Raw genomic sequence first — 25,543 nt, 5'->3', positions numbered from 1 at the left:
TCAACAATGGACTATAGTTTTTTTACTTAGAGATTTCTGCCTACACAGAAATGGTTTGACTCTTAGGGAAAGTTACCCTGAAAACAGTACCTTTTCCTAGTTGAGTTGTAAAGGTAATACTTCCATTATAAGTTTCCACAATATTTTTCACCATAGCTAACCCTAAGCCCATTCCACTAGATTTTGTGGTGAATTTTGGCTCAAAGATTTTGTCCTTAGTTTCTTCGTTAATACCTGAACCATTATCTTCAATAGTAATATTTACATTTTCTCCTTCGCTAAAGACACGAACATTTATTTTTGGGTTTTCATTAGTATCAGGAATGGCTTGAATACCATTTTTTACCAAATTAGTCACCACTCGTATTAACTGAGTTCTATCAAATTTAGCAATGATTTCTTCAGTTTCAGAATAAAACGCAATATAGTCTTCGTTAAAAATATCGAGCGCTAGTTTTACAATATGTACTACGTTTAGGTTTTCACTTTTCTGTGCTGGCATTTTAGCAAAATTAGAAAATGCCGATGCAATTGAACTCATTGTGTCTATCTGCTGAATCAAGGTATTACTATATTCATCTACTTTTTTATGAATATTTTCATCTTCAGGATTAAATTTACGCTGAAAACTCTGTACCGTCAATCGCATTGGTGTTAACGGATTTTTTATTTCGTGCGCCACTTGTTTTGCCATTTCACGCCAGGCTTGTTCGCGTTCATTGGTTGCTAAAACTACAGCACTAGCTTCGAGCTCATCAATCATGCTATTATAAGAATTGACAAGTGTTTCAATTTCTTCACTAGAGGATTCTATCTGTATTTTCTTATTGCGCTTTTCTAGTCGTGTTTCATTCATTTTATCACTAATCGTCCTCAGTGATTTAGTAATGTATTTTGAAATAAAATAAGCAATAATAATGGCCACTAAAATCAAAACTAAATACGCATAAGCCAAACGCATTAAGAACTCCTTTAACTCTTTATTAAAAAAATCATCATTCTCTAAATAAGGTAAATTTAAGATTCCTAATGTCTTAAACTTTTCATCCATGATATAAGAATAAGAGGATTGAAATGTTTGTCCAGCTACTTTATTCTTTACCACATAACGATGTTCTAAAGTATTGGATAAGGTATTTAATATTTCGGCATCTAAACAAAGATCCGAAGAATCTCTTTGAATGGTTCGTTTTGAGCTTTTTAATAGTTGTCCCTCTAAATCGTAAAGGTTAATTTGTAAATTATGAATGGCATCAATTTCAAATATTTCATCCTTAAAAATTAAAGGAATATTCTCTGTTGTAACAGGATATGTAGTTTCGCCAATAACAAAATTAATACTCTGCTTAATCGCTTTTTCTTTACGCTCTAAACGTTCTGTATGATATTCTTTCGCCTCTTCACTATATTGATAGATAGTTACCGCAGCGATTAAAACCGATGCTACAAGCACTAACAATATCATAGCTAAATTTATTCGAGCTCTTAAGGATAGGCGTTTTTTACTCATAGAAATGCCCATGACGATGGGTCGCTTTTAATTCTGAATTATAAGTTTTAAATATAGCAATAATCAATCCAAAGACAACATGTGCAAATCTCAAATTAATAAACATCAAAATTTAACCTTTAAAGCAAGTATTATGCTTCCGGATTTTTAGAACGAATATGTTTATAAATCTTAAAACCTAACATTAATAATATTCCTAAAACAATAATGCCTAGAACTCCAAAAATCCAATTGATAGAACTTTTTAGAATGACTAGAAAAACAACAGCAAATAGGATAAAAGTAGCGCCTTCATTCCAAATGCGCATAAAATTAGACGTGATCTTAACTTCATCGTTTTGAAGTTGTTTAAAATACATGTGTGTTTTAAAATGGTAGATAAACAACAGAATTACAAATAATAATTTCACATGCATCCAACTTTGTTGCAACCAACTTGGCATTAAAATTAGTAACCAAACCGCAAATAGTGTTGCTAAAATTGCAGAAGGCCAAGTGATAATAAACCAGAGACGTTTGGCCATTAATTTTAACTGTTTACCTAAAATTTCTTTTTCTGGAGATGACTTATGAAAAGCTTCTATTTGATAGACAAATAATCTTGGAATATAGAACAAGCCTGCAAACCAAGTAATCACAAAAATGAGATGTAGCGATTTTATATAATTATAATATTCCATAGAGTTAACGTTTATCTACTAATGTTTTTTTTATCTCTCTATTTAAAAAGTAACCCGTTACGATGGTTGATAATACATCTGAAATAGGAAATGCCATCCAAATTCCTAATTCCCCAAAATACAAAGGTAAGATATACATTAACGGAATAAAGAAAATGGCCTGCCTTGTCAGTGTTAATAACAATGCTGGCAATGCCTTACCAACAGCTTGAAAATAGGCCGCTCCTATAAGTTGTAGCGCTAAAATTGGAACCGCAGCGAATGCCCAACGCATATTATTTGGAGTAATACGAATCACATCTGCATCTGTTGTAAACAACCTTGTAATAATTTCTGGAAAAAACATTAAACCAATAAACACTATAGTTCCTAAAATAGTGGCATATTTTATAGCTGTATAAATAGACTCCTTTACTCGCTCATATTTTTCTGCTCCATAATTAAAACCTGCAATAGGAATAAAGCCTTGTGTAATTCCAAAAACTGGAAACAACACAAACATCATCATCCTACCAACAATAGCATAAGCTGTAACTGAGGTCTCGCCACCAAATCTAAAGAGCGCATTATTAACCAATAAGAACGTAACACTTACAACGGCTTGTCGCGTTAAAGTCACAAAACCTAAAGAAGCTATCTCAGATACAATTGATTTTTCTAATTTAAAATGCGAGAGATTGATTTTTAATTCGGAATTATCAGATAAAAAATACCAAAAAATAAATAGAAATGCGGCGATATAAGAACCTGTTGTAGCCCATGCTGCACCTGCCATTCCATAACCTAAAATATTGATAAATATATAATCTAAAACCAAGTTGCCAACGGACGGAATAAGCATTGCATACATGGCAAATTTTGGTTTGCCTTCTGCCCTAATAACGGTATTTCCCATCATTACAAACCCTAAGATGGGAACACCGTAAAGAATGATTTCATAATATACTTTTGCAGGCTCAAAAATATTGCCTTTACCTCCAAAAGCAGGAATTAGTGTATCTACAAAAATTAGCCCAAAGACAGCAAACGAAACGGTAAAAAGAAGTGTTAACGTTAGCTGGTTTCCAAAGGTTTTAAGTGCTTTTACTGTATTATCGGCACCTAAAGCTCTAGAAATAATAGACGATCCACCAATACCAATAGCCATACCAAGTGCAGCAATAAAAAAAGACACAGGCAACACCACGTTAATCGCCGCAATGGCTATAGAACCAATCCAGTTACCAACAAAAATTGTATCGACTAAGATATTTAATGACATCACCAAAATACCAATTGATGCTGGTACGGCTTGCCTAATAAGTAATTTGCCTATAGGCTCATTTCCTAAATCTTGTGACGATACATTTGCCATTACACGGCTTCGATTTTAGCAGTTGCCCATTCCTCTACGATATTAGTGAGCACATCGGCAAAATCGTCGCGTTCATTAAGGCAAGGAATAACTGTAAATTCTTCTCCGCCCATTTCGTGGAAAATTTCTTCACCTTCCATGGCAATTTCTTCCAACGTTTCTAAACAATCACTCACAAAAGCGGGTGTTACAATAGCCATTTTCTTAGTACCAGCCTTTCCCATTCTTTCAATAGTTCGGTCTGTGTAAGGTTTTAACCATGGATCAAAACCTAGTCTTGATTGAAACGTCGTAGAATACGTACCATTTTTTAAACCTAGCTTTTTAGCCACATTTACAGTGGTAATTTCGCACTGATGACGGTAACAAAATTCGTGTTGTTTGCTCCCCATTTTAAAACAGCACTTGCCATTCATTTTACAGTTGCCATTAGTAATATCACTTTTGCGAATATGTCTTTCAGGAACTCCGTGATAACTAAAAAGGATATGTTCGTAATCTAAATCATTTAAAACTTCACCAATACTTTTTGAAAGCACATTGATATAATCTTCACGATGGTAAAATGCCGGTGTTCTTGTAATTTTCACTCCTGGAAAATGCTCAGCAACCAACTCATCTACTTTAACATCAATCGTTTCTGTTGTTGCCATCGCAAATTGTGGATATAGCGGAATGGTTTTTATTTCCGTACAACCTTTATCTACTAATTCTTGTAACCCCTTTTTAATTGTCATACTACCATAACGCATGGCCAAAGCCACAGGATAATCTACTTTTTGCTGCACTTTTTCTTGAAGCCGTTCCGAAAGTACAATTAACGGCGAGCCTTCGTCCCACCAAATTTTTTGATACGCTGCTGCAGATGCTTTAGGTCTGGTATTTAAAATAATTCCTTTAACCAAAAGCGTACGCGCCCATAATGGCACATCAATAACGCGTTCGTCCATTAAAAATTCACCAAGATATTTCTTAACATCTTTAGGTTTAGGACTGTCTGGAGAGCCCAAATTGACTAATAAAATTCCTTTTGACATGCTTTTCATTTTCAACTACAAAAATACGATACTAATTGTAATACTTAATAACGGTTTGCATTGCTTTTATTTATCCTACTATCTTAAAATATTTTATATACTTTTCAGTTATACTCACTAAAACAAATAGTTTTATTATTAGCTTTTAATCGAGTTTAACTTTTTCTTTAAGGCTGTTTAAAGGATTTAAATATCTTTACAAGCCTTGACTAAATTTTATAATGAAAAGAGAAGCTTATTCAAAATGGCATCATTTAAAGCAATGATTAATCGCGAATAGCATGTGACAATTAAATGTCAATAAACACAAGCACATGAAAAAATTCTTAGCACTAATACTTATTTTATTTACCACAATTGCATTTTCACAACAACAATATCAAAGTTTACTTTGGAAAATTACAGGAAACGGATTAGAAAAACCGTCGTACCTCTATGGTACTATGCACGTTAGTAAAAAAGTAGCATTTAGATTAGACGATGTATTTTATAAAGCTTTAGATAAAAGTGATTGTATTGCCCTAGAATCTGACCCAACTACGTGGCCTGAATTTAATTATGAAATGATGCTTGGCCAAATGGCTGCTTATACTAACTATAATGAGAATTTCTACACCAATCTTTTTAAGCTTACCCATCCTGAAGAAATGGCCATTAGAGGTTCTGTACGTATGGACAACAATGCTGTAAATGCGTATTTATATAGAAAAAGCAGCGCTTCAGATAATTTTGAAGAAGAAACCTATTTGGATATGTTCATTTTTCAGGCTGGAAAGAAAAATAACAAAAAAATATATGCTTTAGAGGATTTAGAAGAATCTAGATATTTAACCACAAAAGCCGCTTATAACGCCAACAAAAAAGAATTAGATCCCTGGGTACAAAAACTATATGCTAAAGAAAATGCCTATTTAATTCAAGAAAACCTATATCGCGATAGAAACTTAGGCCTACTCGATTCTATTGGAGCCGGAGTAAATACTGAATTCTTCCGCAAAAACATGCTCTACATCCGAAACGAGAATATGGTAATTTCTTTAGAAAAACTCATGCCAACCAAATCTGTATTTGCAGGAGTTGGTGCTGCACATTTACCAGGAGAACACGGTATGATTAACATGTTACGTCAACGCGGTTATACTGTAAAAGCGTTAACATCTAACCAGACAGATTATAGTAAAACAGAGAAAACAAAACTCGATAGTCTTTTTGTAACACCAGAATTACAAAAACACAGTACACCAGATGGATTCTTAAGCATTAACACGTATGATAAACTTAGAGAGTTTTCCTATGGAGGACAAAAATATTATCTAGACCCAGACATGACTAACGGTGCCTATTTAACCATCAATAGAATTAGTCGTTTTACCTATTTACCAAACGAAAAAGAAAACATTAGTCTTAAAGAGATTGACCACCTATTATACGAAGACATCCCTGGAGACATCATTAAAAAGGAAGAACTAACCCAACCTTATCCTGGCATCAGCATCGTTAATAAAACCAAAAAAGGAGAATTTCAGAAGTACCATATTTATGAAACACCTTTAGAAATTATAATTATAAAATTTGCGGGGCGCAGTGATTTTGTATTAAAACATGAAGAAAAAATATTTAATTCTATAGCCCTTAAACATCCTTCAAACGCCACACAATTATTTGTGTCGCCTGAGAAAAAATTTCAAGTTGATTTTCCAGAGTATTACATTTCTAGCAATATGCATAATTATGGCAAAAAGCTAGTAGAAGGCTACAAAAACGGAGCCTATTATTTTATTGAAGAAGCTGTTTTAAACGACTTAACATATATAGAAGAAGACAGTTTTGAGGCTAAATACTTCCACCATGCCTTATATAAAAACTACAAATTAACCGAAGCTGAAGGTGGTTTTAAAGCAGGCGATTACCGAACCTATGAATCTAATGCCATATTAGATGCCAACACCAACAAAAGACTCTATTTAAAAACCATTGTAAAAGATGGCAGTTATTATTTGTTAGGTTATGTAGGCACAAATGAAGCTGATAAATCGGCATATTTTAAGTCGTTTAAGTTCAATAAAACAGATTATAAAGGATTTGAAAAAGTTATAGATACCTCTTTACATTTTTCGGTTAACACAAACGGAAAAGCGCCTTTGCCAAATCCGTACAACTACAATGGAAATAAAAAAACCAAAGATTACGAACAAACCATAAACGAAACCGTTTATTCTACCTATGCTAACGAGCAAATCTCAGTATCAAGAACTAAGTTTCATGATTTACAAATGTTTCATAATGTAGATAGTTTGTGGAAAAATTTAGAGGACAAAGTAAATTATAGATCGCGTTATTATAAAACAGAAAAAGCATTTTCTATAAGCAACCGTTCATCTTCAAAAAAAGGTACTATTTACACACATAGTTTTACCTATTCAGATACTTTAAGCGCCAAACAAGTATTGGTAAAAAATATACTTAAGGAAGGAGTGCTTTTTGAACTAAAAACATTAATAGATTCTATTAGTGGACCTTCTAAGTTTGTCACTGAATTTTACGAGACATTCACACCAAAAGATACGCTTTTGGGTAAAAATGTGTTAACAGATAAAACCAAACAGTTTTTCGAAGCCTTACGAGCAAAAGACAGTATTGTTTTAGAGTCTTATAGCTTAGTTAAATTCAAGAAACATAACAGTAAAGACATTGTTTCTATTCTTAAGGATTTTGAATTTGATAAAGAACGCTTAGAGATAAAATCGCATCTCGTAGAACAACTTATTAAAATAGATTTAAAAAACAATTTACCATTTATAAAACAACTCTATCACGATAGCTATTCTGATCCACAAACTCAAACCTCTATTTTAGAAGGCTTATTAGATTCTAACACAAAGGCGTCTTATTCTATCGCTTTAGAATTAATGGAGCGTGATTTACCTTTAGGAAGTGTTAGTAGTATGTTTTATAACTATAAAGGAAAAGATTCTTTAGAACTAAAGGCCTCATTATTTCCTAAAATACTAGAATACAGCACCATACAAGAATACAAATACCCTCTTTACACCTTACTAGCTAAACTGAAAGATAGCGGAATGGTTAAGCAAAAAACTTATAAGAAATATAAAAACCAGTTGATTAATGATGCTAAAATGGAGATTAAACGAAATTTAGGAAACTACAATAATTACGGTTACAATTCCTATTCTCAAAATTTAGCGACTTATGTAAGGTTAATTTTCCCTTATAGAAACGAACGCAGTGCTCAAGATTTTTTTGAAAAACTGATGAATGTAGAGGATACAAATGCCTTAGTAAAATATTACGTATTGTTAACTAAAGCTAAAGAAACAATTCCAGAAGCATTAACAAAAAAGCTTTTAGAAGATGAAGAAAATCAGTATTTACTTATAGAAAAACTAGATGACGCCAAGCTTTTAAGTAAGTTAAAATCTATTAATATCAGTCAACAACAATTCGCCAAATCAAAGCTCTTATCTGATGCTAATTTTGAAAAAGAAAAAGATTCTATTGCCTTTCTTTTTAAGCGCGATTTTGTAACCGATAAAGGCAAAAATGCCGTAATGTATTTCTTTAAAATAGATAAAGACGATGAGTATTCTGGCAAGGTTGAAGCCTTACATTACATTTCATTTATTAAGCCAAAAGACCCAAAGCAATTGGTTGTCGATTACTATTCTAAATCTGAAAGTTATGGTACCATCGTAGATAAGACAAAAGAATTAGAAGAGCAATATACTGAGATACTCAACTTAGCAATTTACAAGGATAGAAAACGCGTTACGCCAAGTGGTGGTGATGGGTATTATGATTATTAGAAATTTAAGATGACGCTTGAATATACTTCTTAGGCGTCGTCCCAAATTTCTTCTTAAAAGCCGCAATAAAATGGCTTCCTGTGCTGTACCCCACTTTTAGTCCAACTTCGTTAACATTATAATCACCAGATTCTAAAAGTTTACGAGCCACTTCCATTTTATAATCAAATAGAAAACTAAAAACCGAGTCACCATAAATTTGTTTAAACCCTTCTTTTAATTTTTTTAAGCTTAAATCTATGTCGTCTGCTAACTCTTGTAAGGTTGGCGGTTCTGCCATATTAGCTATAATAATATCTTTAGCTTTTTTAAGTTTAGCTACATTAACCTCATCCACTAAAAACGGACATTGTTCAATATCGGCATCCTCACTTCTGTTAAAAAACAAGCTTATTAATTCGTAAGCTTTACCTTTAAAATATAAAGACTTAATAGAATTATTAAGATTAAAACTAATCAACTGATTTAAAACAACCGCCATGGATGGAGATATTTTTCCATCCTTATAATACTTCTTCCCCTTATTATCATCTGTTAAAAAGGTAACGTAATTCGCATCTTCAGAAAATAAGCCATGGAATTTTTTAATAGAAATCACTAAAGACACCAACCAAGAATGTGGTTTTAATTCTAAGTGAATGGGCAAATCGCGCTGTGGGTTATATAGTAATAACGATGTTTCTTCATCAATATTCAAGGTATAATTCCCTTGATTAAACATAAACGCAGCTGATCCTTTAGTACAAAAATGAAACTGAATAAAACTACTATCAATCTCGCGCTCAAGAATTTCAACCGTATCGTTCTCATTTTTATGCGTTAGCACAAAAAAGCCATCTTCAATACGCGTTTCTTCAAAAGTACCTTTAGCGATACTTTTTAAACCTGTATTTTCTAAATTCATTTCATTCCTATTTAGATTCGTTCTAAACAAAAGACTAAAAAGCCATTGGTTTTACTACAAAAATATGATATTTATCATGTTTTAGTAAAAAACTAAGCTAAAAAACCACAATCGATACTTTAAGTTCTTCTAGCGTTGTTTTTATTTAAATATCAAATTTACATTTGTGCTGTTACTTTCCAAAGTCAGGTAAACGAGCGAACGCAACACATGCATAATAAAAGCAAATATTTTTACGCTATAGGTCTCAGCTATAAAAAAGCAGATGCCGAAATACGTGGTCACTTTAGTCTAAGCGATACTGCTAAGCAAAATGTTTTATCGCAGGCCAAACAAAACGGTATTGAGAGTCTTTTAGTAATCTCAACATGCAACCGAACAGAAATGTACGGATTTGCAGAACATCCTTATCAACTCATTCAATTATTGTGCGATAACACAAAAGGGACCGTTGAAGAATTTCAAGACGTCGCTTATGTTCACAAAAACAAAGAAGCCATTAATCACATGTTTCGTGTAGGTTCTGGTTTAGATAGTCAAATTTTAGGTGATTTTGAAATTATCTTTCAACTTAAAGCTGGAGCGAGAGCTTCAAAAAAAGTTGGATTATTAAATTCATTTACCGAGCGTTTAGTGAATTCTGTTATTCAGGCAAGCAAACGCATTAAAAACGAAACGCAATTATCATCTGGTGCCACTTCAGTCTCTTTTGCCTCAGTTCAATACATAATGAAGAATGTTGAGAACATTTCTAAAAAAAACATTTTACTCTTCGGAACTGGAAAAATAGGAAGAAACACTTGTGAAAACTTGGTAAAACACACCAAAAATTCTCATATCACTTTAATAAACAGAACTAAAGATAAAGCTGAAGAAGTTGCTGGTAAATTTAACCTCATCGTTAAAGATTACGAGAAACTAGAAGATGAAATTAATGCTTCAGACATTGTTATTGTAGCAACAGGAGCACAAAACCCTACGGTTTATAAAAGCCTAATTTCTACTGAAAAACCACTATTAGTTTTAGACCTTTCGATTCCTAAAAATGTAAACGAAGACATTAGAGAGCACGCTAACATCACACTAATACATATGGATGATTTAGCTAAAATTACAGATGATACTTTAGAAAATCGTAAAGCATTTATTCCAGATGCTGAGGCCATAATCTCAGAAATCACATCAGAATTCAATGCTTGGCTAGACACTTTAAAATTTGTCCCAACCATTCAAGCTATAAAACATAAGTTAACAGATTTTAAAAACTCTGAACTTAATACACAACGCAAGAAAATTGCTGATTTTAATGAAGATCAAGCAGAATTAATTAGTAATAATATCATTCAAAAAATTACCAATCAATTTGCACACCATCTTAGAGAAGACAGTAACACTTCAGATGAAAGTATAGAGCTTATCAAAAAAATATTTCAGTTAGAAACTACCAATAATGTCTAAAATAATTCGCATTGGCACACGCGACAGCCAGCTCGCTATGTGGCAAGCAAAAACCGTTCAATCACAACTTGAGCATTTAGGTCATAAAACCGTCCTTGTCCCAGTAAAATCAACCGGAGATTTAGTACTCGATAAACCCTTATACGAACTTGGAATTACCGGAATTTTCACTAAAACCTTAGATATTGCCATGTTAAATGGGAGTATTGATATTGCGGTACATTCACTAAAAGATGTCCCAACAATTCTACCTAAAGGTATAATTCAAGCGGCAGTTTTAAAACGTGGAAACATTAATGACACCTTAGTTTTTAAAGACAATGAAGAGTTTTTATCTGCTAAAGATGCCATTATAGCCACAGGTAGTTTAAGGCGACGAGCACAATGGTTAAACCGCTACCCAACACATACCATTGTTGGTTTGCGTGGTAACGTAAATTCAAGACTAGAAAAGTTAGAAGGAAACGACGATTGGGATGCTGCTATTTTTGCAGGAGCTGGTTTAGGCCGTTTAAACATTACACCCGAAAACTCAATTAATCTACACTGGATGGTTCCAGCACCAGCACAAGGAGCTATTATGATTACGGCTTTAGAAGCTGACGAGGACACTAGAGCAATCTGCGCAGAAATTAATCACGAAGAAACACAAATTTGTACGTCTATTGAGCGCGAATTTCTAAATCGCTTAGAAGGAGGTTGTACTGCACCAATTGGAGCTATTTGTTATATAAATAAAGAAGAAGAGGTTAACTTTAAAGGTGTTCTTTTAAGTAAGGACGGTACTAAAAAAATAGAAGTTACTAAAGTGGTACCTCTAGGCAAACATGAAGAGATAGCAGAATTCTGTGCCAATTATATCATTGGCAAAGGTGGTAAAGTTTTAATTGACGAATTAACGCAAGGTGACAAAATCACTAATATCTATTCCACAAAAAAACTAACCAACGATCAGCTAGCCAAGTTTCATGAAGCAGTGGTTGCTGAAAGTAATGATGATATTAAAATTAATCCTAACCGATTAAATAAAACTATCGTCCGTAATGAAATTGAGAACGTTATCATTACAAGTCAGAATACTGTAGATTCTTTACTTACTAATTTTTCACCTGTAGAATTACAATTCAAAAATATTTATTGTGTAGGTCGAAAGACAAAGCGAATGGTTGAAAAACGTATCGGAAAAGTAAAACATTACGAGCAGTACGCTAAAGATTTAGCCGAACACATGGCTGAATACATGGATGGTACCGAAGTGACCTATTTCTGTAGTAATTTAAGATTAGACACCATACCTGATATTTTATCTAAACACAACATCAAAGTCAATGAAGTTGAAGCATACGAAACTAAGCTTGATGCTAAGAAAGTTGAAGGAGACTTAGATGGCGTCATGTTTTATAGTCCATCAACGGTTCAAAGTTTTTTACAACTAAATGAAGCCAAAGGCATCGCATTTTGTATTGGCGAAACGACGGCTACGGAAGCTAAAAAGTACTTTAAAGAAGTGAGAGTTGCTAAAGTACCTTTGGTTGAGAGTGTTGTGGAGTTGGTTAATGAGTTTTACGAGTAGAGCCATTGGCTTTTAGCCTTTAGCTATTAGCACCACTGTTGTCATTCCTGCGCAAGCAGGAATCCAAAAAAGATAAAGTCTAATTAAATAAATTCCTGCCTTCGCAGGAATGACAGAAACATGATAAAAAACGATTTATTTTTAAGAGCATTAAAAGGAGAAACTGTAGAACGTCCACCAGTATGGATGATGCGTCAAGCAGGTCGCTATTTACCAGAATTCATGGAAATCAAAGCGAAATATGATTTCTTTACACGTTGTCAAACGCCAGAATTAGCGAGTGAAATTACAGTACAACCAATTCGTAGATTCGGAATGGATGCTGCCATTCTGTTTTCAGATATTTTAGTGATTCCTCAAGCCATGAATATTGAGGTACAAATGAAGCCTAATTTTGGGCCTTACTTACCAAATCCAATTCGCTCTCAAAAAGACGTCGATAACGTCATTGTTCCTGATGTAAAAGAAGCTTTAAACTATGTTTACGAGGCTATAAAAGCGACCAAAGAAAAGCTAAATGACGACATTCCATTAATTGGTTTTGCGGGTTCACCTTGGACCATTTTATGTTATTGTGTGCAAGGTCAAGGCTCTAAAAACTTTGATAAAGCTAAAGAGTTTTGTTTTACAAATCCGATTGCTGCACATGGTTTACTGCAAAAAATCACAGATACAACCATCGCCTATTTAAAGGAAAAAGTAAAAGCGGGTTGTAATGCTGTACAAGTTTTTGATTCTTGGGGAGGCATGTTATCTCCTGTAGATTATCAAGAATTTTCTTGGCAATATATACAACAAATCATTGATGCCTTAAAGGATGATGCACCTGTTATTGCTTTTGGAAAAGGCTGCTGGTTTGCCTTAGATACAATGGCTAAATCTGGAGCTTCTGCTTTAGGTATCGATTGGACATGTTCTGCTAAAAATGCACGTTACCTCACCGGAGGGAATATCACTTTACAAGGTAATTTTGATCCTACACGATTATTCTCGCCACCGGCAGAAATTAAAAAGATGGTCACTCAAATGATTAACGACTTCGGGAAAGATAAATACATCGTTAATTTAGGACATGGCATTTTACCAAACATTCCATTAGAGAATGCCAAAGCATTTATTGACGCCGTTAAGGAATACAAAGCGGAGTAAGATTAATTCTCTATTATTGTAACTTAAAACACCTTTTAACGTCTTTTAAGTATCGTCAATTAAAAACAATAATATGATTAATAACATATTAAAAGGTATACAAGCCTATACCGGAACTTTCGCTTTAATTTCAAAATTAAAACTTTGGAAATACTTCGCTATTCCTATACTTATTAGCATTGTTACTGCTACCATTATTGGGCTATCAGCTTATGGTTTTTCTGATAATATGGGGCGTTTTATAGCTAAAGTATGGGTTTGGGATTGGGGCAAAGCAACCTTTACTACCATTTCTACCTTTATTGGTGGTATAATGATAGTGGCTATTGGTTTAATTCTTTATAAGCATATTATTATGGCCTTGTCTGCTCCTTTTATGAGTCCGGTTTCAGAAAAAATTGAAACGCATTTAACAGGAGTAGAACAACACAATCACAGAAACACATCCTTTAAAGACCAGCTGTGGCGAGGGATAAGAATTAATATCAGGAATTTAGCCAAAGAACTATTGGTTACGATTCCTATTTTACTTTTAAATTTTATCCCATTAATTGGAAACATCGCTTCGTCTGTAATATTATTCTTAGTACAATCCTACTATGCTGGTTTTGGCAATATGGATTACACTTTAGAACGTCATTTTAAATACAGAGAGAGCATCAATTTTGTTGGACGATACAAAGGCATTGCTATAGGAAATGGAATGGTCTTTATGCTGTTTTTATTAATTCCGGTTATTGGTGTTATTTTGGTTTTGCCTTTAAGCGTAACAGCCTCTTCTGTGAATACGGTAAAATTATTAGAACAAGAAAGATCCTTGAATCAAAATAGCATCATAGTATAATGGTTGCCAAATTCGATGCTTTTGAAATCAATCCTATTCATGATGGAGACGCTTGGAAAGTTTGTGATTTCATAATCGCAAACGAAGACCGCTTAAAACGTTATTTCCCAAAAACTTTAGAGCAAAACCTCAACCCAACATTATCGCAATTATTTGTAGAACAAAAAGTGAAGCAATTTGAAAATGACGAAGAATTTTTATTCACGTTAAAACATTCCGAAACAAGAGCACTCGCAGGACTCATTTACATCAAAGAACTCGATTGGAACACCAAACAAGGTGAATTTGCCTATTGCATTGGCTATCCATTTGAAGGGCAAGGATTAACCTCTAAAGCAATTCAACATTTATCGGACTATGCTTTTACTATTTTAGGATTAGAAACCCTTCAAATTATTGCACATAAAGACAATTTACCAAGCGTAAAAGTGGCTTTGAAAACTAATTTTAAATGGGTTAAAACTTTAATTAATGAGTTTACACCCATTGGAGAAGCGCCTTTGGATATGGAATTGTATGAGTTAAATAACCAAAACACACGCAAAGACCTTGCAGGTTTTTAAAACCTAGCAGGTCAATCCTACACTTAATTCAAGACTAAATTTGTAATACAATGGAATTACTAAAAAAAGACAATTACTATCATATTTATAATCGTGGTATCAATAGTGAAACTGTTTTTCAAGACGACAACAATATGTCTTATTTTCTCAAACTTGTTGAGAAATACCTAATTCCAAAAGTTAACATTCTAGCTTACTGTTTACTCAATAATCATTTTCATTTTGCTATCGAGGTAACTTCAGAAACCAAGGAAGTTAACCAAGCGTTTTCAAATCTGTTTAATGCTTATACTAAAGCCTATAATAAGCAGAATTTTAGAACAGGCGCTTTGTTTGAACGCCCTTTTAAAAGAAAACAAATTAAAGATGAAAATTATTTAAAACAACTCGTTTTATATATTCATAAAAATCCTGAAAATCATAAGATTGTTGAAGATTTTCAAAGTTATAAGTTTTCTTCATATAAATCATTCTTTTCTGAAAGTGAAACATTAATCAGTAGAAAAAAATTATATATCATTGAACTTTTTGATACTTTAGAAAATTTTAGATCAACACATAGTAATAAAATATCAACAGAATTAAATATGGAATATGATGATGATTCTAGACCCGCTAGGTCTTCAATGAAAGACAAATTCTTCAAATACATACACCAATTACAAGACACTATTACCTCTAAACTAGAGGAAGTAGACGGCAAGGCTAAATTTCAAGAAGACCTTTGGGACCGACCAGAAGGAGGTGGAGGAAGAACACGAGTTATTGAAAACGGTGCTGTTTTTGAAAAAGGAGGTGTGAATATTTCTGGTGTTCACGGTAAGTTGCCAGACAGCATGCAGAAATATTTTGGTGTAGAAGACGCTGATTTCTTTGCTTGTGGATTAAGTTTAGTCCTGCATCCTACAAATCCAATGGTGCCAACCGTACATGCTAATTGGCGCTATTTTGAAATGTATGATAAAGAAGGAAACATTGTAGATCAATGGTTTGGTGGCGGACAAGATTTAACGCCTTACTATTTGTTTGAAGATGATGCCAAACATTTTCATCAAACCTGCAAAACGGCTTGTGATAAGCATAACCCTGAATTTTATCCAAAATACAAATCGCGTTGCGATGAATACTTTTACAATGCTCATCGAAACGAAGGTCGTGGTTTAGGCGGTTTATTCTTTGATTATTGCAAAGCTACCGACAATATGAGTATGCAAAACTGGTACGATTTTGTAACCGAAGTTGGAGATAGTTTCTTAGAAGCTTATGTACCAATTGTTGAAAAACGAAAGCATATAGAATACACCAAACTGCAACGCGATTGGCAAGAAATTAGAAGAGGACGTTATGTGGAATTTAATTTAGTCCATGACAAAGGCACTTTATTTGGATTAAAAACCAATGGACGCATAGAAAGTATCTTAATGAGTTTACCACCACATGTACAATGGGTTTACGACCATCAACCAAAGGCTGGAAGTGAGGAAGAAAAACTGATTAAGGTTTTACAAAACCCTGTGGATTGGGTGTAACAGTTGACACTATCTCAGACCTAGCAGGTTTTTCAAACCTAGCAGGTCTTTAAAAAAAAAGCAACAATGAACTGCTACTGCGGAACCAACAAAACTTACCAAGAGTGCTGCGAAGTTTTCCATCGCAACAACGGAAAAACAGATACTGCCGAACAGCTCATGCGATCTCGCTATAGTGCTTTTGTTTTAGCCAATGGAGATTATTTAATGACAACACACCACAAATCGACACGACCAAAAAAAGAGAAAAAAGCGATTGTAAAATGGGCAAAATCAGTACAATGGATTAAGTTGGAAGTTTTAGACACTTCAAAAGGTTCTAAAGACGATATTGAGGGAACAGTAACCTTTAAAGCTTATTTTTTTGAAAATGGAAACGTAGATGTCATTCATGAAAAATCAGCTTTTGTAAAAGAGAATGAGCAATGGTTTTACTTAGGCTTGAGTCGATAGCAAAAACCTCAAACCTGACCTAGCAGGTTTTAAAAACCTTGCAGGTCTAACTTATCACTTCCAAACCATAACCTCTTTGGTTACTTCCTTAAAAGCATTATACACATGAAATAATCGTGCTTTTAAAAGTAATTTTCTGCCTTCCACGCTTCGTGTAAAAACCAGTTTGTTTTTGCCTAAATACTGTTTCCAATGTTTTTGAAACACTAAGGCATTTTCTTTTTTATCGCCAAACAATTCTGGAACTGGATAGAAATTTTCAACATCTAAACGTTTTCTGAAAAAATTCGTCTTTACAATTAAATATCTAGGAGAGGCAATAGGTTCTAAAAGTTGGCTTAAGGCTTTGGAAAATAAGGAATTTTCAAGCGCATTAGCACCAACCAAATTACAAACCACATCGCCTTTACCTAATACATAAGAATTCACGTTTATACTAGCTCTACCCAAAGTGATATAACCCAACTCATCTAAAGTATCGAGAATGGTTAATCCCATTTTGCCAATCTTTTTATAGAGGTAACCATAACGAAAATATGATTTTACCGCTTTGTAAAGTTTATACCCAAAAACACCAACAAAGGCCGCTAAAAGCGCATATATAAAATAAAAAACACCACGTTGTAAGATGAGATGAAAACTTTGAGCAACAAACTCAACATAAAACAGCATCATGGTAAATAACAATTCGACTATAAAAAAGCGAAGCACATCAAAATAATAGATTTGTTTCTGCTTTTTAAAAGGCCGTTGTCCGGAATGTAAAATCTTAACTTCTTTAGTTAGTTTCGTACCTTTTCCGATGGCATTGTCCCATTTTTCAGTAATTAAACCACGTTTTGTAGCGCGTTTTAATGTAGCATCATTTAGAGTTTCAATAGATTCTACCGAAATTTCATCAGGAATATTTAAGCGTTCAAAACCATTTGAAATAAACGGAATCGTACTGTTGGTAACCCCTACAAAAGCTTCAAACCGTCGCTTTAAAGTATCTACTTCTCTTCCGCCATCTAAATCTGTTGGGTCTACACAAGCCAAATGCCAAATGTTTCCGGTTTTGTTGGGTGCATTGGCATCTTTTCTAATTGCTCTTCCTCGCATTTGATTAGAAGACACAAAAGATCCTATAAAAGACGCTAGAATTAAACTGTTAATAGATGGAGCATCCCAACCTTCGCCTAATAAGGATTTTGTACCGACTAAAACTCTAATATAACCTGCTTCAAAAAGTTGGGTGAGAATGCTAACGATAGAAATTTTCGGCTTTCCTTTTGAAGTTACCAATAAAAAGGATTCATCTATTTGTAAGGACGAAAAGGAAAAATTATCTAAAGAAGCAATCGTTTCAAAATGCCTTAAAATGGATTGATGAATAATAACAATACTGCCAGAAAGTACCGCTAATTCTTCAGGCCTATTACAATAATAACGAACATATTGAAAAATAGGAAGCACACCAATTTTATCGATGTCTTCTATTTCTTCAGTTTTAATATTTAAAAATTCTTTTCGAATGTAATCTGTTAGAATCACGCATCTTAAATCTCGTTTTAAGCTTTCGCGTTCTGCCTTAACAATACTAACGATGCTTTTTAATTTACTTGGACTGTTAGATAAAGATTTGTAAAGCAGTTGTTCTCCAATAAAATCGACTGTATTTCGTTCAAAAACATGAAGTCGTCTTAGTTGTTTTTCTAAAGTTGAAACATAGTCTTCCTGTTCAATTAATTGTTCTCTATCTCCAACTAAGATGTTCTGAAATAAAATACCCAACCAATGTAAATCGAGTTTAGGAAACTGAATCATTTCTTGTTTTTCAAAACCTAAAACTTCTAGTTTTTGATGATCTATTTCAAAGCCACAGGCATATAAAAAGATGAGAATCGCAGAAAAATATTCGGTATTTGAATAGAGTTCATCCAAATGCCAATTCGGATTTTTATAAAAACGATGTTCAATTAGAAAGTTAATAAAGATCTCATCCTTTAATAATTCATCTTTAAAATCGGCTATATCTCGTCTGTAATCGACGATAAAATTAATCTCTAAATCTTCGGGTTTTGAGAAGTAGACAAAATCTTGATGCGGACTTAAATCGCCTTCGCGTACCAAATCAGGAACCGCAATTTCATCATCAACCTCACCACAAAGTGTAAAATATTTAGACACCTCTGCTCTACTACTATCGTAAGGTGGTGTTGCTGTAAGTGCCACGATATAAAACTCAGAATGCCGTTTTAAATCCATTAAGCAATTCCACCACGCATTTTTTAAATGATGGGCTTCGTCTAAAACTAAAGTTTCAATATTATGGCTTTTGAAGAATTGATAATAGTCGTTTTTATCTTCAAAAGTTTTATAAAACGCATGAAGTGATTGATAGGTAGAAAACGTGATATCGCTTGGCGCTTTAATATCGAATGAATAAGCTTCAAAATCACAATTCTCGGTAAAAAAGTTTTGTAAGCGGTCTTCCCATTGGTTTCTTATGGTTAATGTTGGAGCAAGGACAAGTGTTTTCTTTCCTAATTTTCTAACGATTTCTAATCCTAAGATGGTTTTCCCTGAACCAGGAGGTGCGATAACATGAAAATGATTGTCTGCAATATGACTATTAAAATGCTTTAAAAGTTCTGCTTGATAGCTTCTCCATGGAAAAATAAATTCTAAATCATCTAAGGATTTGAGCACTTAAAAATGGGTTTAAATCGTTAACTTTGTATTTGATAAAAGTAATCATAATCTCACACACAAAGACCTGCCAGGTTTTAAAAACCTAACCGGTCTGCAAAATATAAAATCATGTTTCCATTACGAAGAAATAGAAGACTAAGAACTAACGCGGCTATTAGAAGTTTAGTTAGAGAAAACTACATTACACCAAATGATTTTTTAGTGCCACTTTTTGTGGTTGAAGGCAAGGGCGTAAAAGATGAAATTCCGTCTATGCCCAATTATTTTAGGTACAGTTTAGATTTACTTGAAGGTGAAGTCAAAGAATTATGGAACTTAGGTTTAAAAGCGGTGTTACTCTTTGTAAAAGTTCCGGATAATTTAAAAGATAATAAAGGTACAGAGGCATTAAACCCAGATGGATTGATGCAACGTGCTATTAAAACGGTAAAAAATGCTTGTCCGGATATGATAGTGATGACAGATGTTGCCCTAGACCCTTATTCTTCTGTTGGTCATGATGGTATTGTACAAAACGGGATGATTATTAATGACGAATCGGCCGAAGTGCTGGCAAAAATGGCCTTAACACACGCTCAAGCGGGTTCTGATTTTGTAGCACCTAGCGATATGAACGATGGAAGAACGTTACAAATTCGCCAATTATTAGAACAAGAAGGCTATAAAAACACTGGTATTATGGCTTATACTGCAAAATACGCGTCTTCGTTTTATGGTCCTTTTCGCGACGCTCTTGATTCTGCACCTGTGGATTTAGTGGATGTCCCTAAAGACAAAAAAACCTACCAAATGGATTTTGGTAACCGAATAGAAGCGGTTAGAGAAACTCTAATAGATATTGAGGAAGGTGCCGATATTGTTATGGTTAAACCAGGCCTTTCTTATCTTGATATTTTAAGAGATATTAAAAATGAAGTCGATGTGCCTGTGGCAGTTTACCAAGTCTCAGGCGAATACGCCATGATAAAAGCAGCAGCAGAAAAAGGTTGGCTTAATCACGACCAAGTGATGCTAGAAACCACAATGGCTTTTAAGCGTGCTGGTGCTGATATTATTGCTTCCTATTTCGCTAAAGATGTGGTTAAACTACTTAACGATTAATAAATATTAAACACTAATCAAATTAATTTTACTATTTTTAGTTTCGAATCAATTGAATAACCAATAAATTAGTTTCGAAACTAAAAATGGACGCTATTGACGATAAAATTATAAAAATGCTTAGGGCAAACGCACGTGAGTCCTTTGCGACTATTGGTAAATCTGTAGATTTATCTGCTCCTGCTGTTGGAAAACGCGTCAAACAATTGGAAGAAAAAGGAGTTATCTTAGGCTATTCCCTTCGGGTTAATCATGAAAAACTTGGAGTTAATGTTAAAGCTTATATCAATCTAAAAATTCACCAATCTAGTACTTTGAGAACGGCTTATAATCAAATTAAAACTTTTAAGGAAGTGCAGCGTTGTGACCGAATTTCTGGTGAAGACAGTTTATGCATACTAGCTTATTTTAAAAACAATAAAGAGTTAGTTACGATGCTAGAACGTATTTCACAATATGGTGTACCTAACACAAGAATTATATTAGAAAGTTAGTGATATACTCATTTTTCCGTCTAATATTTTAATTATCAGCAAAAGAATGGCCCAATACTATCCTTAATGGTTTCGAGACGATATATTATCTTCCCTTTTATTTGTGCAGATAAACAATAAGTGTCTAGCAAAATGCGTATTAAAAATATATTTCTTATAATTGAAATTATACAACATGTTTTTAACAGTTACTTTTTCATTACAAATCATAACTTAGTAATAACTAAAAAAATAGCCAGGTTGTAATTAGTATTCATTTCGTAACTTTGTATTTATAAAAACTACAAAACATTAATGGGCTTACTCATTTTTTACGCTGTCATCTCTATCTTTTTTTCATTTTTATGCTCTATTTTAGAGGCTGTACTTTTAAGCATTACTCCTACTTTTATTAATATAAAAAAGAAAGAAGGAAAAACTTATGCTACAGAATTAGAAGAATTAAAAAAAGATGTCGATCGTCCACTCATCGCTATACTTACACTAAATACCATTGCCCATACTGTTGGCGCAATTTTAGTTGGTGTGCAAGCAAAAGTGGCTTATGTAGAGCTTTATGGCTCTACTAAACGAAGCATTTTAGGATTCGAATTCACTGAGGACATTATGGTTGCTGTTGTTTCTACAATAATGACTATTCTTATTTTAGTCGCTTCTGAAATTATTCCTAAAACCATTGGAGCCACATTTTGGAGACAATTAGCAAACTTTACATCAAAAGCTTTAAACATTTTAATATTTCCATTAAAATACACTGGTATTTTATGGGTACTTCAACTCACTACAAAATTAATTGGCGGTAAAGGTCATGGTAGTGTTTTAAGCAGAGAGAGTTTTGCTGCTATGGCAGAGATTGCACAAGAAGAAGGTGTTTTTGAAGAAAACGAAAGTAAAGTCATTAAAAACTTATTGAGCTTTAAAGAGGTACAAGCTAAAGATGTTATGACACCTCGTACAGTAATGAAAACGGAAGACGAAAGCATGACTATTGAAGCCTTTTTTAATGCAAACTCTAATGTTAGATTTTCAAGAATTCCTGTATTTACTAATGATGCAGATAATATTACAGGTTTGGTTTTAAAAGCTGAAGTTTTTAAAGAAATGGCATTAGGTAATGGTTCAAAATTATTATCTGATATTAAACGAAGTATTATTATTGTAAATCGTAGTTTACCTATTCCAACTTTATTTGAACAGTTGGTAGAAAGTAGAAACCACCTAGCCTTAGTTGTAGATGAATACGGTTCAGTAAGTGGTTTAGTAACTATGGAAGATGTTATTGAAACATTACTTGGCTTAGAAATTATGGATGAAAGCGATAATGTATCCGACTTACAACTTTTAGCAAGACGAAGCTGGGAATCTAGAGCAAAACGTTTAGGTATCATTGATAATGACAATCCTGAAAACTAAGCTAACTTTTGGAACAGTTACCTCAACAAATCTGCTATATTGAAACACCACTTGGACATGCCAAAATTAGCGGAAATGAGAATGGTATTGTTTCCGTTTCAATCATAGATTTTCAAGAAGAATTATCTCGTACTATTCCAGAATCTCTACTAGATTGTGTGATTCAGCTTAGGGAATACTTCTACGAAAAACGAAAAACATTCGACTTAAAACTGAATCCCAAAGGCACAACCTTTCAGAAAAAGGTATGGAAACAATTGGAGGCTATTCCTTTTGGAAAATCCATTTCGTACTTAGAATTATCCAAGCAATTAGGAGATGTAAAAGCCATACGAGCGGCTGCAAGTGCCAATGGTAAAAATCCACTTTGGATTATTGTACCATGTCACAGAGTCATAGGTAGCGACGGAAGTCTCATAGGTTATGCTGGTGGCTTACACAGAAAACAATGGTTGCTCAATCATGAAAGTGAATACAAACAACAATCCTTATTTTAATGTATAAAATAGCAACTGAATTTTTAAAACGTTTTTTTAAAACCTCAACGATATACAAATATGGTTTCAATTGGTCACCAATGTATCGTAGATCTACTGCCAAACTTATAGAGGTTAGTGACGATTTGCTTTTTGTAAAAATTAGATTAAAACCAAGTTGGAAAAACCGCAATTATGCAGGCTCTATTTTTGGTGGCAGCATGTTATCTGCAACAGATCCTATTTACATGATTCAACTCATTCAAATACTGGGTAATGATTTTGTAGTTTGGGATAAATCTGTTGAAGCACGCTATAAAAAACCAGGTAAAACTACAATTTATGGTGAATTTATATTTACAAAAGAAGAGATTGACACTATAAAACAATCGGTTATTGAATCTCGTGAAATTGACATTGTTAAAACCATGAATTTAGTTGACGACAAACAACATATAATTGCTACTTTAAAAAAGACCATTTATATCGCCAACAAAGCCTTTTACAAAGAAAAACTAAAAAATCGCAAAGCAAATAATTAAAATCTAGCGCAATGAAATTTATTAAAAAACTATTAAAATGGCTTGTCGGAATTATTGGCATGCTCATTATAGCATCCTATATTTTTGATTACGACTATATCTTAAAAGGTGTACGTGTTGTGTATTTTACAGGGCATTCTACTGCTTTTATTGATGACTATCCTTATTTTGAAAATGACACCATTAAAAAAGGTACAAGAACAGATGAATGGCCCTTACACAAAAATTACAATTCCGTAAGTGCCACAGATGAGCTAAAATCTATAAATGATGAATATGGCACAATTGCTTATTTAATTATAAAAAATGACAGCATTTTTTACGAACAGTATGCTGAGAATTATAGCAAAGATTCTAAAACCAATTCTTTTTCAATGGCTAAAAGTATCACCTCAGCTTTACTTGGTAAGGCTATTATGGAGGGTTATATAAAAAATTTAGATCAACCCATTAGTGATTTTTATCCGCAATTTAAAGATACAAAAACTACTGTTGGCGACTTATCGTCAATGTCCTCTGGCTTAGACTGGGTAGAATCTTATACAAGTCCATTTTCTATTACTGCAAGAGCGAATTATGATGACGATTTAGCCGAAACCATTTTAAATCAGAAAGTTACAAAAACACCAGGTAAAGAATTCGAATATTTAAGTGGCAGCACACAATTATTAGGTATGGTTATTAAAAAAGCCACAGGAAAACAATTAGCTAACTATCTTTCTGAAAGTTTCTGGCAACCCTTAGGTGCCGAAAATGATGCGTTGTGGCAATTAGATGATGATGACAATCAACTAGCAAAAGCCTTTTGCTGTATCTCTAGTAATGCTAGAGATTTTGGTCGATTTGGCAAACTTTACAAAGACCATGGCAAATGGAATGGCAAACAACTACTAGATTCTACTTTTGTAGCCACATCAACGCAATCTAGATTTGAAGGCCAACCTTATGGTTATGGCTTTTGGGTTAGTGATTATAATAACAAACACACCTTTGCAATGATTGGTATTTTAGGGCAATATGTAATTACAATTCCTGAAGATAACGTCATCATTATCAGACTAGGACACCATAGGAGTCCCGAAAAAGTTAATTTTTTTCCTTCGGATTTTTATGTTTATATTGATGAAGCTTATGCGATGATGAAGAAATAGATTTTTAGAATTAAAATCTCTAAAGCTTTTTAAATCTTTTGAGATTTAGAAAATTAACAGCTATGATTTCAAAACTCAACTTAGAACACATTCTATTTTTAGACATAGAAACCGTTCCTGAAACAGAAAACTTTACTGATTTAGACAAAACAAAACAAGACCTTTGGGATGCTAAATCGCGTTACCAACGTAAAGACGAGTTTACGGCGGAAGAATTCTATGACAGAGCTGGTATTTGGGCCGAATTTGGTAAAATTGTGTGTATTTCGGTCGGCTATTTTAAAATGCAAGGCGAATCTCGAAGCTTTAGAGTCACATCGTTTTACGGTGATGAAGTCAAGATTTTAAAGGATTTTAAAAATTTACTGATTTCACATTTCAGTTCTAATAAGCATTTACTTTGTGCCCATAACGGTAAGGAATTTGACTTTCCATACATTGCAAGACGTATGATTATCCACAACATAGAATTACCATACAAATTGAATCTTTTCGGTAAAAAACCATGGGAAGTACCACATCTCGATACGTTAGAATTATGGAAATTTGGAGATTATAAAACCTACACCTCTTTAAAACTATTAACCAACGTTTTAGGCATTCCTTCACCAAAAGATGACATAGATGGTAGTGAAGTATACCGTGTCTATTATAAAGAGAAAGAAATAGATCGTATTATCATTTATTGTGAAAAAGACACCATTGCAGTAGCTCAAATTTTCTTAAGATTGCGAGGAGACGAATTACTTCACGATAATGAAATAAAACATGTGTAATTTAGCGCATTAGATTGA

General features: G+C 33.5%; 21 protein-coding genes. 15 read left to right on the top strand and 6 right to left on the bottom strand.

What is annotated here, in order from left to right; all coding sequences use genetic code 11:
* Positions 1-40: 40 nt before the first annotated feature.
* From KO504_RS10260 to hemH, 4 genes are all read right to left on the bottom strand, one after another.
* Positions 41-1,510 (bottom strand): sensor histidine kinase, encoded by a 1,470-nt coding sequence (locus KO504_RS10260; RefSeq protein WP_215926579.1) that lies wholly within the window; start codon positions 1,508-1,510, stop codon positions 41-43.
* 131 nt (positions 1,511-1,641) lie between these two features.
* Positions 1,642-2,190: a CopD family protein gene (locus KO504_RS10255; protein ID WP_215926577.1), complete on the bottom strand. Its 549-nt coding sequence runs from the start codon at positions 2,188-2,190 to the stop codon at positions 1,642-1,644.
* Between the two features lie 4 nt (positions 2,191-2,194).
* Positions 2,195-3,544, bottom strand: a complete 1,350-nt coding sequence (locus tag KO504_RS10250; protein ID WP_215926575.1) for an MATE family efflux transporter — start codon at positions 3,542-3,544, stop codon at positions 2,195-2,197.
* Positions 3,544-4,581 carry a ferrochelatase gene (hemH, locus tag KO504_RS10245; RefSeq protein ID WP_215926573.1) on the bottom strand — a complete coding sequence of 346 codons (1,038 nt, stop codon included), beginning with the start codon at positions 4,579-4,581 and terminating at the stop codon, positions 3,544-3,546. Before hemH ends, KO504_RS10250 begins: the two co-directional genes overlap by 1 nt.
* A 314-nt stretch (positions 4,582-4,895) precedes the next feature.
* Between hemH and KO504_RS10240 the strand changes: the two genes are divergently transcribed.
* Positions 4,896-8,405 (top strand): TraB/GumN family protein, encoded by a 3,510-nt coding sequence (locus KO504_RS10240; RefSeq protein ID WP_215926571.1) that lies wholly within the window; start codon positions 4,896-4,898, stop codon positions 8,403-8,405.
* A gap of 4 nt (positions 8,406-8,409) precedes the next feature.
* On the opposite strand, the gene KO504_RS10235 is transcribed toward KO504_RS10240, so the two are convergent.
* Positions 8,410-9,309 carry a helix-turn-helix transcriptional regulator gene (locus tag KO504_RS10235; protein ID WP_215926569.1) on the bottom strand — a complete coding sequence of 300 codons (900 nt, stop codon included), beginning with the start codon at positions 9,307-9,309 and terminating at the stop codon, positions 8,410-8,412.
* A gap of 210 nt (positions 9,310-9,519) precedes the next feature.
* Between KO504_RS10235 and hemA the strand changes: the two genes are divergently transcribed.
* The 7 genes from hemA (at position 9,520) to KO504_RS10200 (ending at position 16,878) form a co-directional block, all read left to right on the top strand.
* Positions 9,520-10,767, top strand: a complete 1,248-nt coding sequence (gene hemA / locus KO504_RS10230; protein ID WP_215926567.1) for a glutamyl-tRNA reductase — start codon at positions 9,520-9,522, stop codon at positions 10,765-10,767.
* Positions 10,760-12,340: a hydroxymethylbilane synthase gene (gene hemC / locus KO504_RS10225; RefSeq protein WP_215926565.1), complete on the top strand. Its 1,581-nt coding sequence runs from the start codon at positions 10,760-10,762 to the stop codon at positions 12,338-12,340. Before hemA ends, hemC begins: the two co-directional genes overlap by 8 nt.
* A 120-nt stretch (positions 12,341-12,460) precedes the next feature.
* Positions 12,461-13,489, top strand: coding sequence for a uroporphyrinogen decarboxylase (hemE, locus tag KO504_RS10220; RefSeq protein ID WP_215926563.1), 1,029 nt, complete (start codon positions 12,461-12,463; stop codon positions 13,487-13,489).
* A gap of 73 nt (positions 13,490-13,562) precedes the next feature.
* Positions 13,563-14,333: an EI24 domain-containing protein gene (locus KO504_RS10215; RefSeq protein ID WP_215926562.1), complete on the top strand. Its 771-nt coding sequence runs from the start codon at positions 13,563-13,565 to the stop codon at positions 14,331-14,333.
* A complete protein-coding gene (locus KO504_RS10210) occupies positions 14,333-14,896 on the top strand; it encodes a GNAT family N-acetyltransferase (RefSeq protein WP_215926560.1) in 564 nt (187 codons plus the stop codon). Before KO504_RS10215 ends, KO504_RS10210 begins: the two co-directional genes overlap by 1 nt.
* A 626-nt stretch (positions 14,897-15,522) precedes the next feature.
* A complete protein-coding gene (hemF, locus tag KO504_RS17345; protein WP_252723684.1) occupies positions 15,523-16,425 on the top strand; it encodes an oxygen-dependent coproporphyrinogen oxidase in 903 nt (300 codons plus the stop codon).
* A 66-nt stretch (positions 16,426-16,491) separates the two neighbouring features.
* Positions 16,492-16,878 carry a YchJ family protein gene (locus KO504_RS10200; protein WP_215926556.1) on the top strand — a complete coding sequence of 129 codons (387 nt, stop codon included), beginning with the start codon at positions 16,492-16,494 and terminating at the stop codon, positions 16,876-16,878.
* Positions 16,879-16,932: 54 nt separating this feature from the next.
* Here the strand turns inward: KO504_RS10200 and KO504_RS10195 are convergent, their stop codons facing one another.
* Complete coding sequence (locus tag KO504_RS10195) at positions 16,933-19,569, bottom strand: DEAD/DEAH box helicase family protein (RefSeq protein WP_215926554.1); 2,637 nt, start codon at positions 19,567-19,569, stop codon at positions 16,933-16,935.
* A 111-nt stretch (positions 19,570-19,680) separates the two neighbouring features.
* Between KO504_RS10195 and hemB the strand changes: the two genes are divergently transcribed.
* The 7 genes from hemB to KO504_RS10160 all read left to right on the top strand — a co-directional run bounded on the left by hemB (position 19,681) and on the right by KO504_RS10160 (position 25,525).
* Positions 19,681-20,673, top strand: coding sequence for a porphobilinogen synthase (hemB, locus tag KO504_RS10190; RefSeq protein ID WP_215926552.1), 993 nt, complete (start codon positions 19,681-19,683; stop codon positions 20,671-20,673).
* 86 nt (positions 20,674-20,759) lie between these two features.
* Positions 20,760-21,167 carry an Lrp/AsnC family transcriptional regulator gene (locus KO504_RS10185; RefSeq protein ID WP_215926550.1) on the top strand — a complete coding sequence of 136 codons (408 nt, stop codon included), beginning with the start codon at positions 20,760-20,762 and terminating at the stop codon, positions 21,165-21,167.
* Positions 21,168-21,461: 294 nt separating this feature from the next.
* The gene (locus tag KO504_RS10180; protein ID WP_215926548.1) at positions 21,462-22,580 is read left to right on the top strand and encodes a CNNM domain-containing protein; all 1,119 of its coding nucleotides are present in this window, start codon (positions 21,462-21,464) and stop codon (positions 22,578-22,580) included.
* 8 nt (positions 22,581-22,588) lie between these two features.
* Positions 22,589-23,077 carry a methylated-DNA--[protein]-cysteine S-methyltransferase gene (locus KO504_RS10175; RefSeq protein ID WP_215926546.1) on the top strand — a complete coding sequence of 163 codons (489 nt, stop codon included), beginning with the start codon at positions 22,589-22,591 and terminating at the stop codon, positions 23,075-23,077.
* On the top strand, positions 23,077-23,598 hold the full coding sequence (locus KO504_RS10170; protein WP_215926544.1) for a DUF4442 domain-containing protein: 522 nt from the start codon (positions 23,077-23,079) through the stop codon (positions 23,596-23,598). Before KO504_RS10175 ends, KO504_RS10170 begins: the two co-directional genes overlap by 1 nt.
* Positions 23,599-23,609: 11 nt before the next feature.
* Entirely contained in the window at positions 23,610-24,749 is a 1,140-nt protein-coding gene (locus KO504_RS10165) for a serine hydrolase domain-containing protein (RefSeq protein ID WP_215926542.1), read from the top strand.
* A 62-nt stretch (positions 24,750-24,811) separates the two neighbouring features.
* Positions 24,812-25,525 (top strand): 3'-5' exonuclease, encoded by a 714-nt coding sequence (locus tag KO504_RS10160; protein ID WP_215926540.1) that lies wholly within the window; start codon positions 24,812-24,814, stop codon positions 25,523-25,525.
* Positions 25,526-25,543: the final 18 nt, after the last annotated feature.

The organism is Winogradskyella psychrotolerans (assembly GCF_018860565.1).
GTDB classification, from domain to species: Bacteria; Bacteroidota; Bacteroidia; order Flavobacteriales; family Flavobacteriaceae; genus Winogradskyella; species Winogradskyella damuponensis.
Note: the sequence above shows the minus strand (reverse complement) of the source record. Positions and strands in the feature narration are given on the sequence as shown.

Excerpts from the sequence above, each read along its gene's own strand:
- KO504_RS10260 (WP_215926579.1), bottom strand. The coding sequence starts at position 1,510 with ATGAGTAAAAAACGCCTATCCTTAAGAGCTCGAATAAATTTAGCTATG.
- KO504_RS10255 (WP_215926577.1), bottom strand. The coding sequence starts at position 2,190 with ATGGAATATTATAATTATATAAAATCGCTACATCTCATTTTTGTGATT.
- KO504_RS10250 (WP_215926575.1), bottom strand. The coding sequence starts at position 3,544 with ATGGCAAATGTATCGTCACAAGATTTAGGAAATGAGCCTATAGGCAAA.
- hemH (WP_215926573.1), bottom strand. The coding sequence starts at position 4,581 with ATGTCAAAAGGAATTTTATTAGTCAATTTGGGCTCTCCAGACAGTCCT.
- KO504_RS10240 (WP_215926571.1), top strand. The coding sequence starts at position 4,896 with ATGAAAAAATTCTTAGCACTAATACTTATTTTATTTACCACAATTGCA.
- KO504_RS10235 (WP_215926569.1), bottom strand. The coding sequence starts at position 9,309 with ATGAATTTAGAAAATACAGGTTTAAAAAGTATCGCTAAAGGTACTTTT.
- hemA (WP_215926567.1), top strand. The coding sequence starts at position 9,520 with ATGCATAATAAAAGCAAATATTTTTACGCTATAGGTCTCAGCTATAAA.
- hemC (WP_215926565.1), top strand. The coding sequence starts at position 10,760 with ATGTCTAAAATAATTCGCATTGGCACACGCGACAGCCAGCTCGCTATG.
- hemE (WP_215926563.1), top strand. The coding sequence starts at position 12,461 with ATGATAAAAAACGATTTATTTTTAAGAGCATTAAAAGGAGAAACTGTA.
- KO504_RS10215 (WP_215926562.1), top strand. The coding sequence starts at position 13,563 with ATGATTAATAACATATTAAAAGGTATACAAGCCTATACCGGAACTTTC.
- KO504_RS10210 (WP_215926560.1), top strand. The coding sequence starts at position 14,333 with ATGGTTGCCAAATTCGATGCTTTTGAAATCAATCCTATTCATGATGGA.
- hemF (WP_252723684.1), top strand. The coding sequence starts at position 15,523 with ATGAAAGACAAATTCTTCAAATACATACACCAATTACAAGACACTATT.
- KO504_RS10200 (WP_215926556.1), top strand. The coding sequence starts at position 16,492 with ATGAACTGCTACTGCGGAACCAACAAAACTTACCAAGAGTGCTGCGAA.
- hemB (WP_215926552.1), top strand. The coding sequence starts at position 19,681 with ATGTTTCCATTACGAAGAAATAGAAGACTAAGAACTAACGCGGCTATT.
- KO504_RS10185 (WP_215926550.1), top strand. The coding sequence starts at position 20,760 with ATGGACGCTATTGACGATAAAATTATAAAAATGCTTAGGGCAAACGCA.
- KO504_RS10180 (WP_215926548.1), top strand. The coding sequence starts at position 21,462 with ATGGGCTTACTCATTTTTTACGCTGTCATCTCTATCTTTTTTTCATTT.
- KO504_RS10170 (WP_215926544.1), top strand. The coding sequence starts at position 23,077 with ATGTATAAAATAGCAACTGAATTTTTAAAACGTTTTTTTAAAACCTCA.
- KO504_RS10165 (WP_215926542.1), top strand. The coding sequence starts at position 23,610 with ATGAAATTTATTAAAAAACTATTAAAATGGCTTGTCGGAATTATTGGC.
- KO504_RS10160 (WP_215926540.1), top strand. The coding sequence starts at position 24,812 with ATGATTTCAAAACTCAACTTAGAACACATTCTATTTTTAGACATAGAA.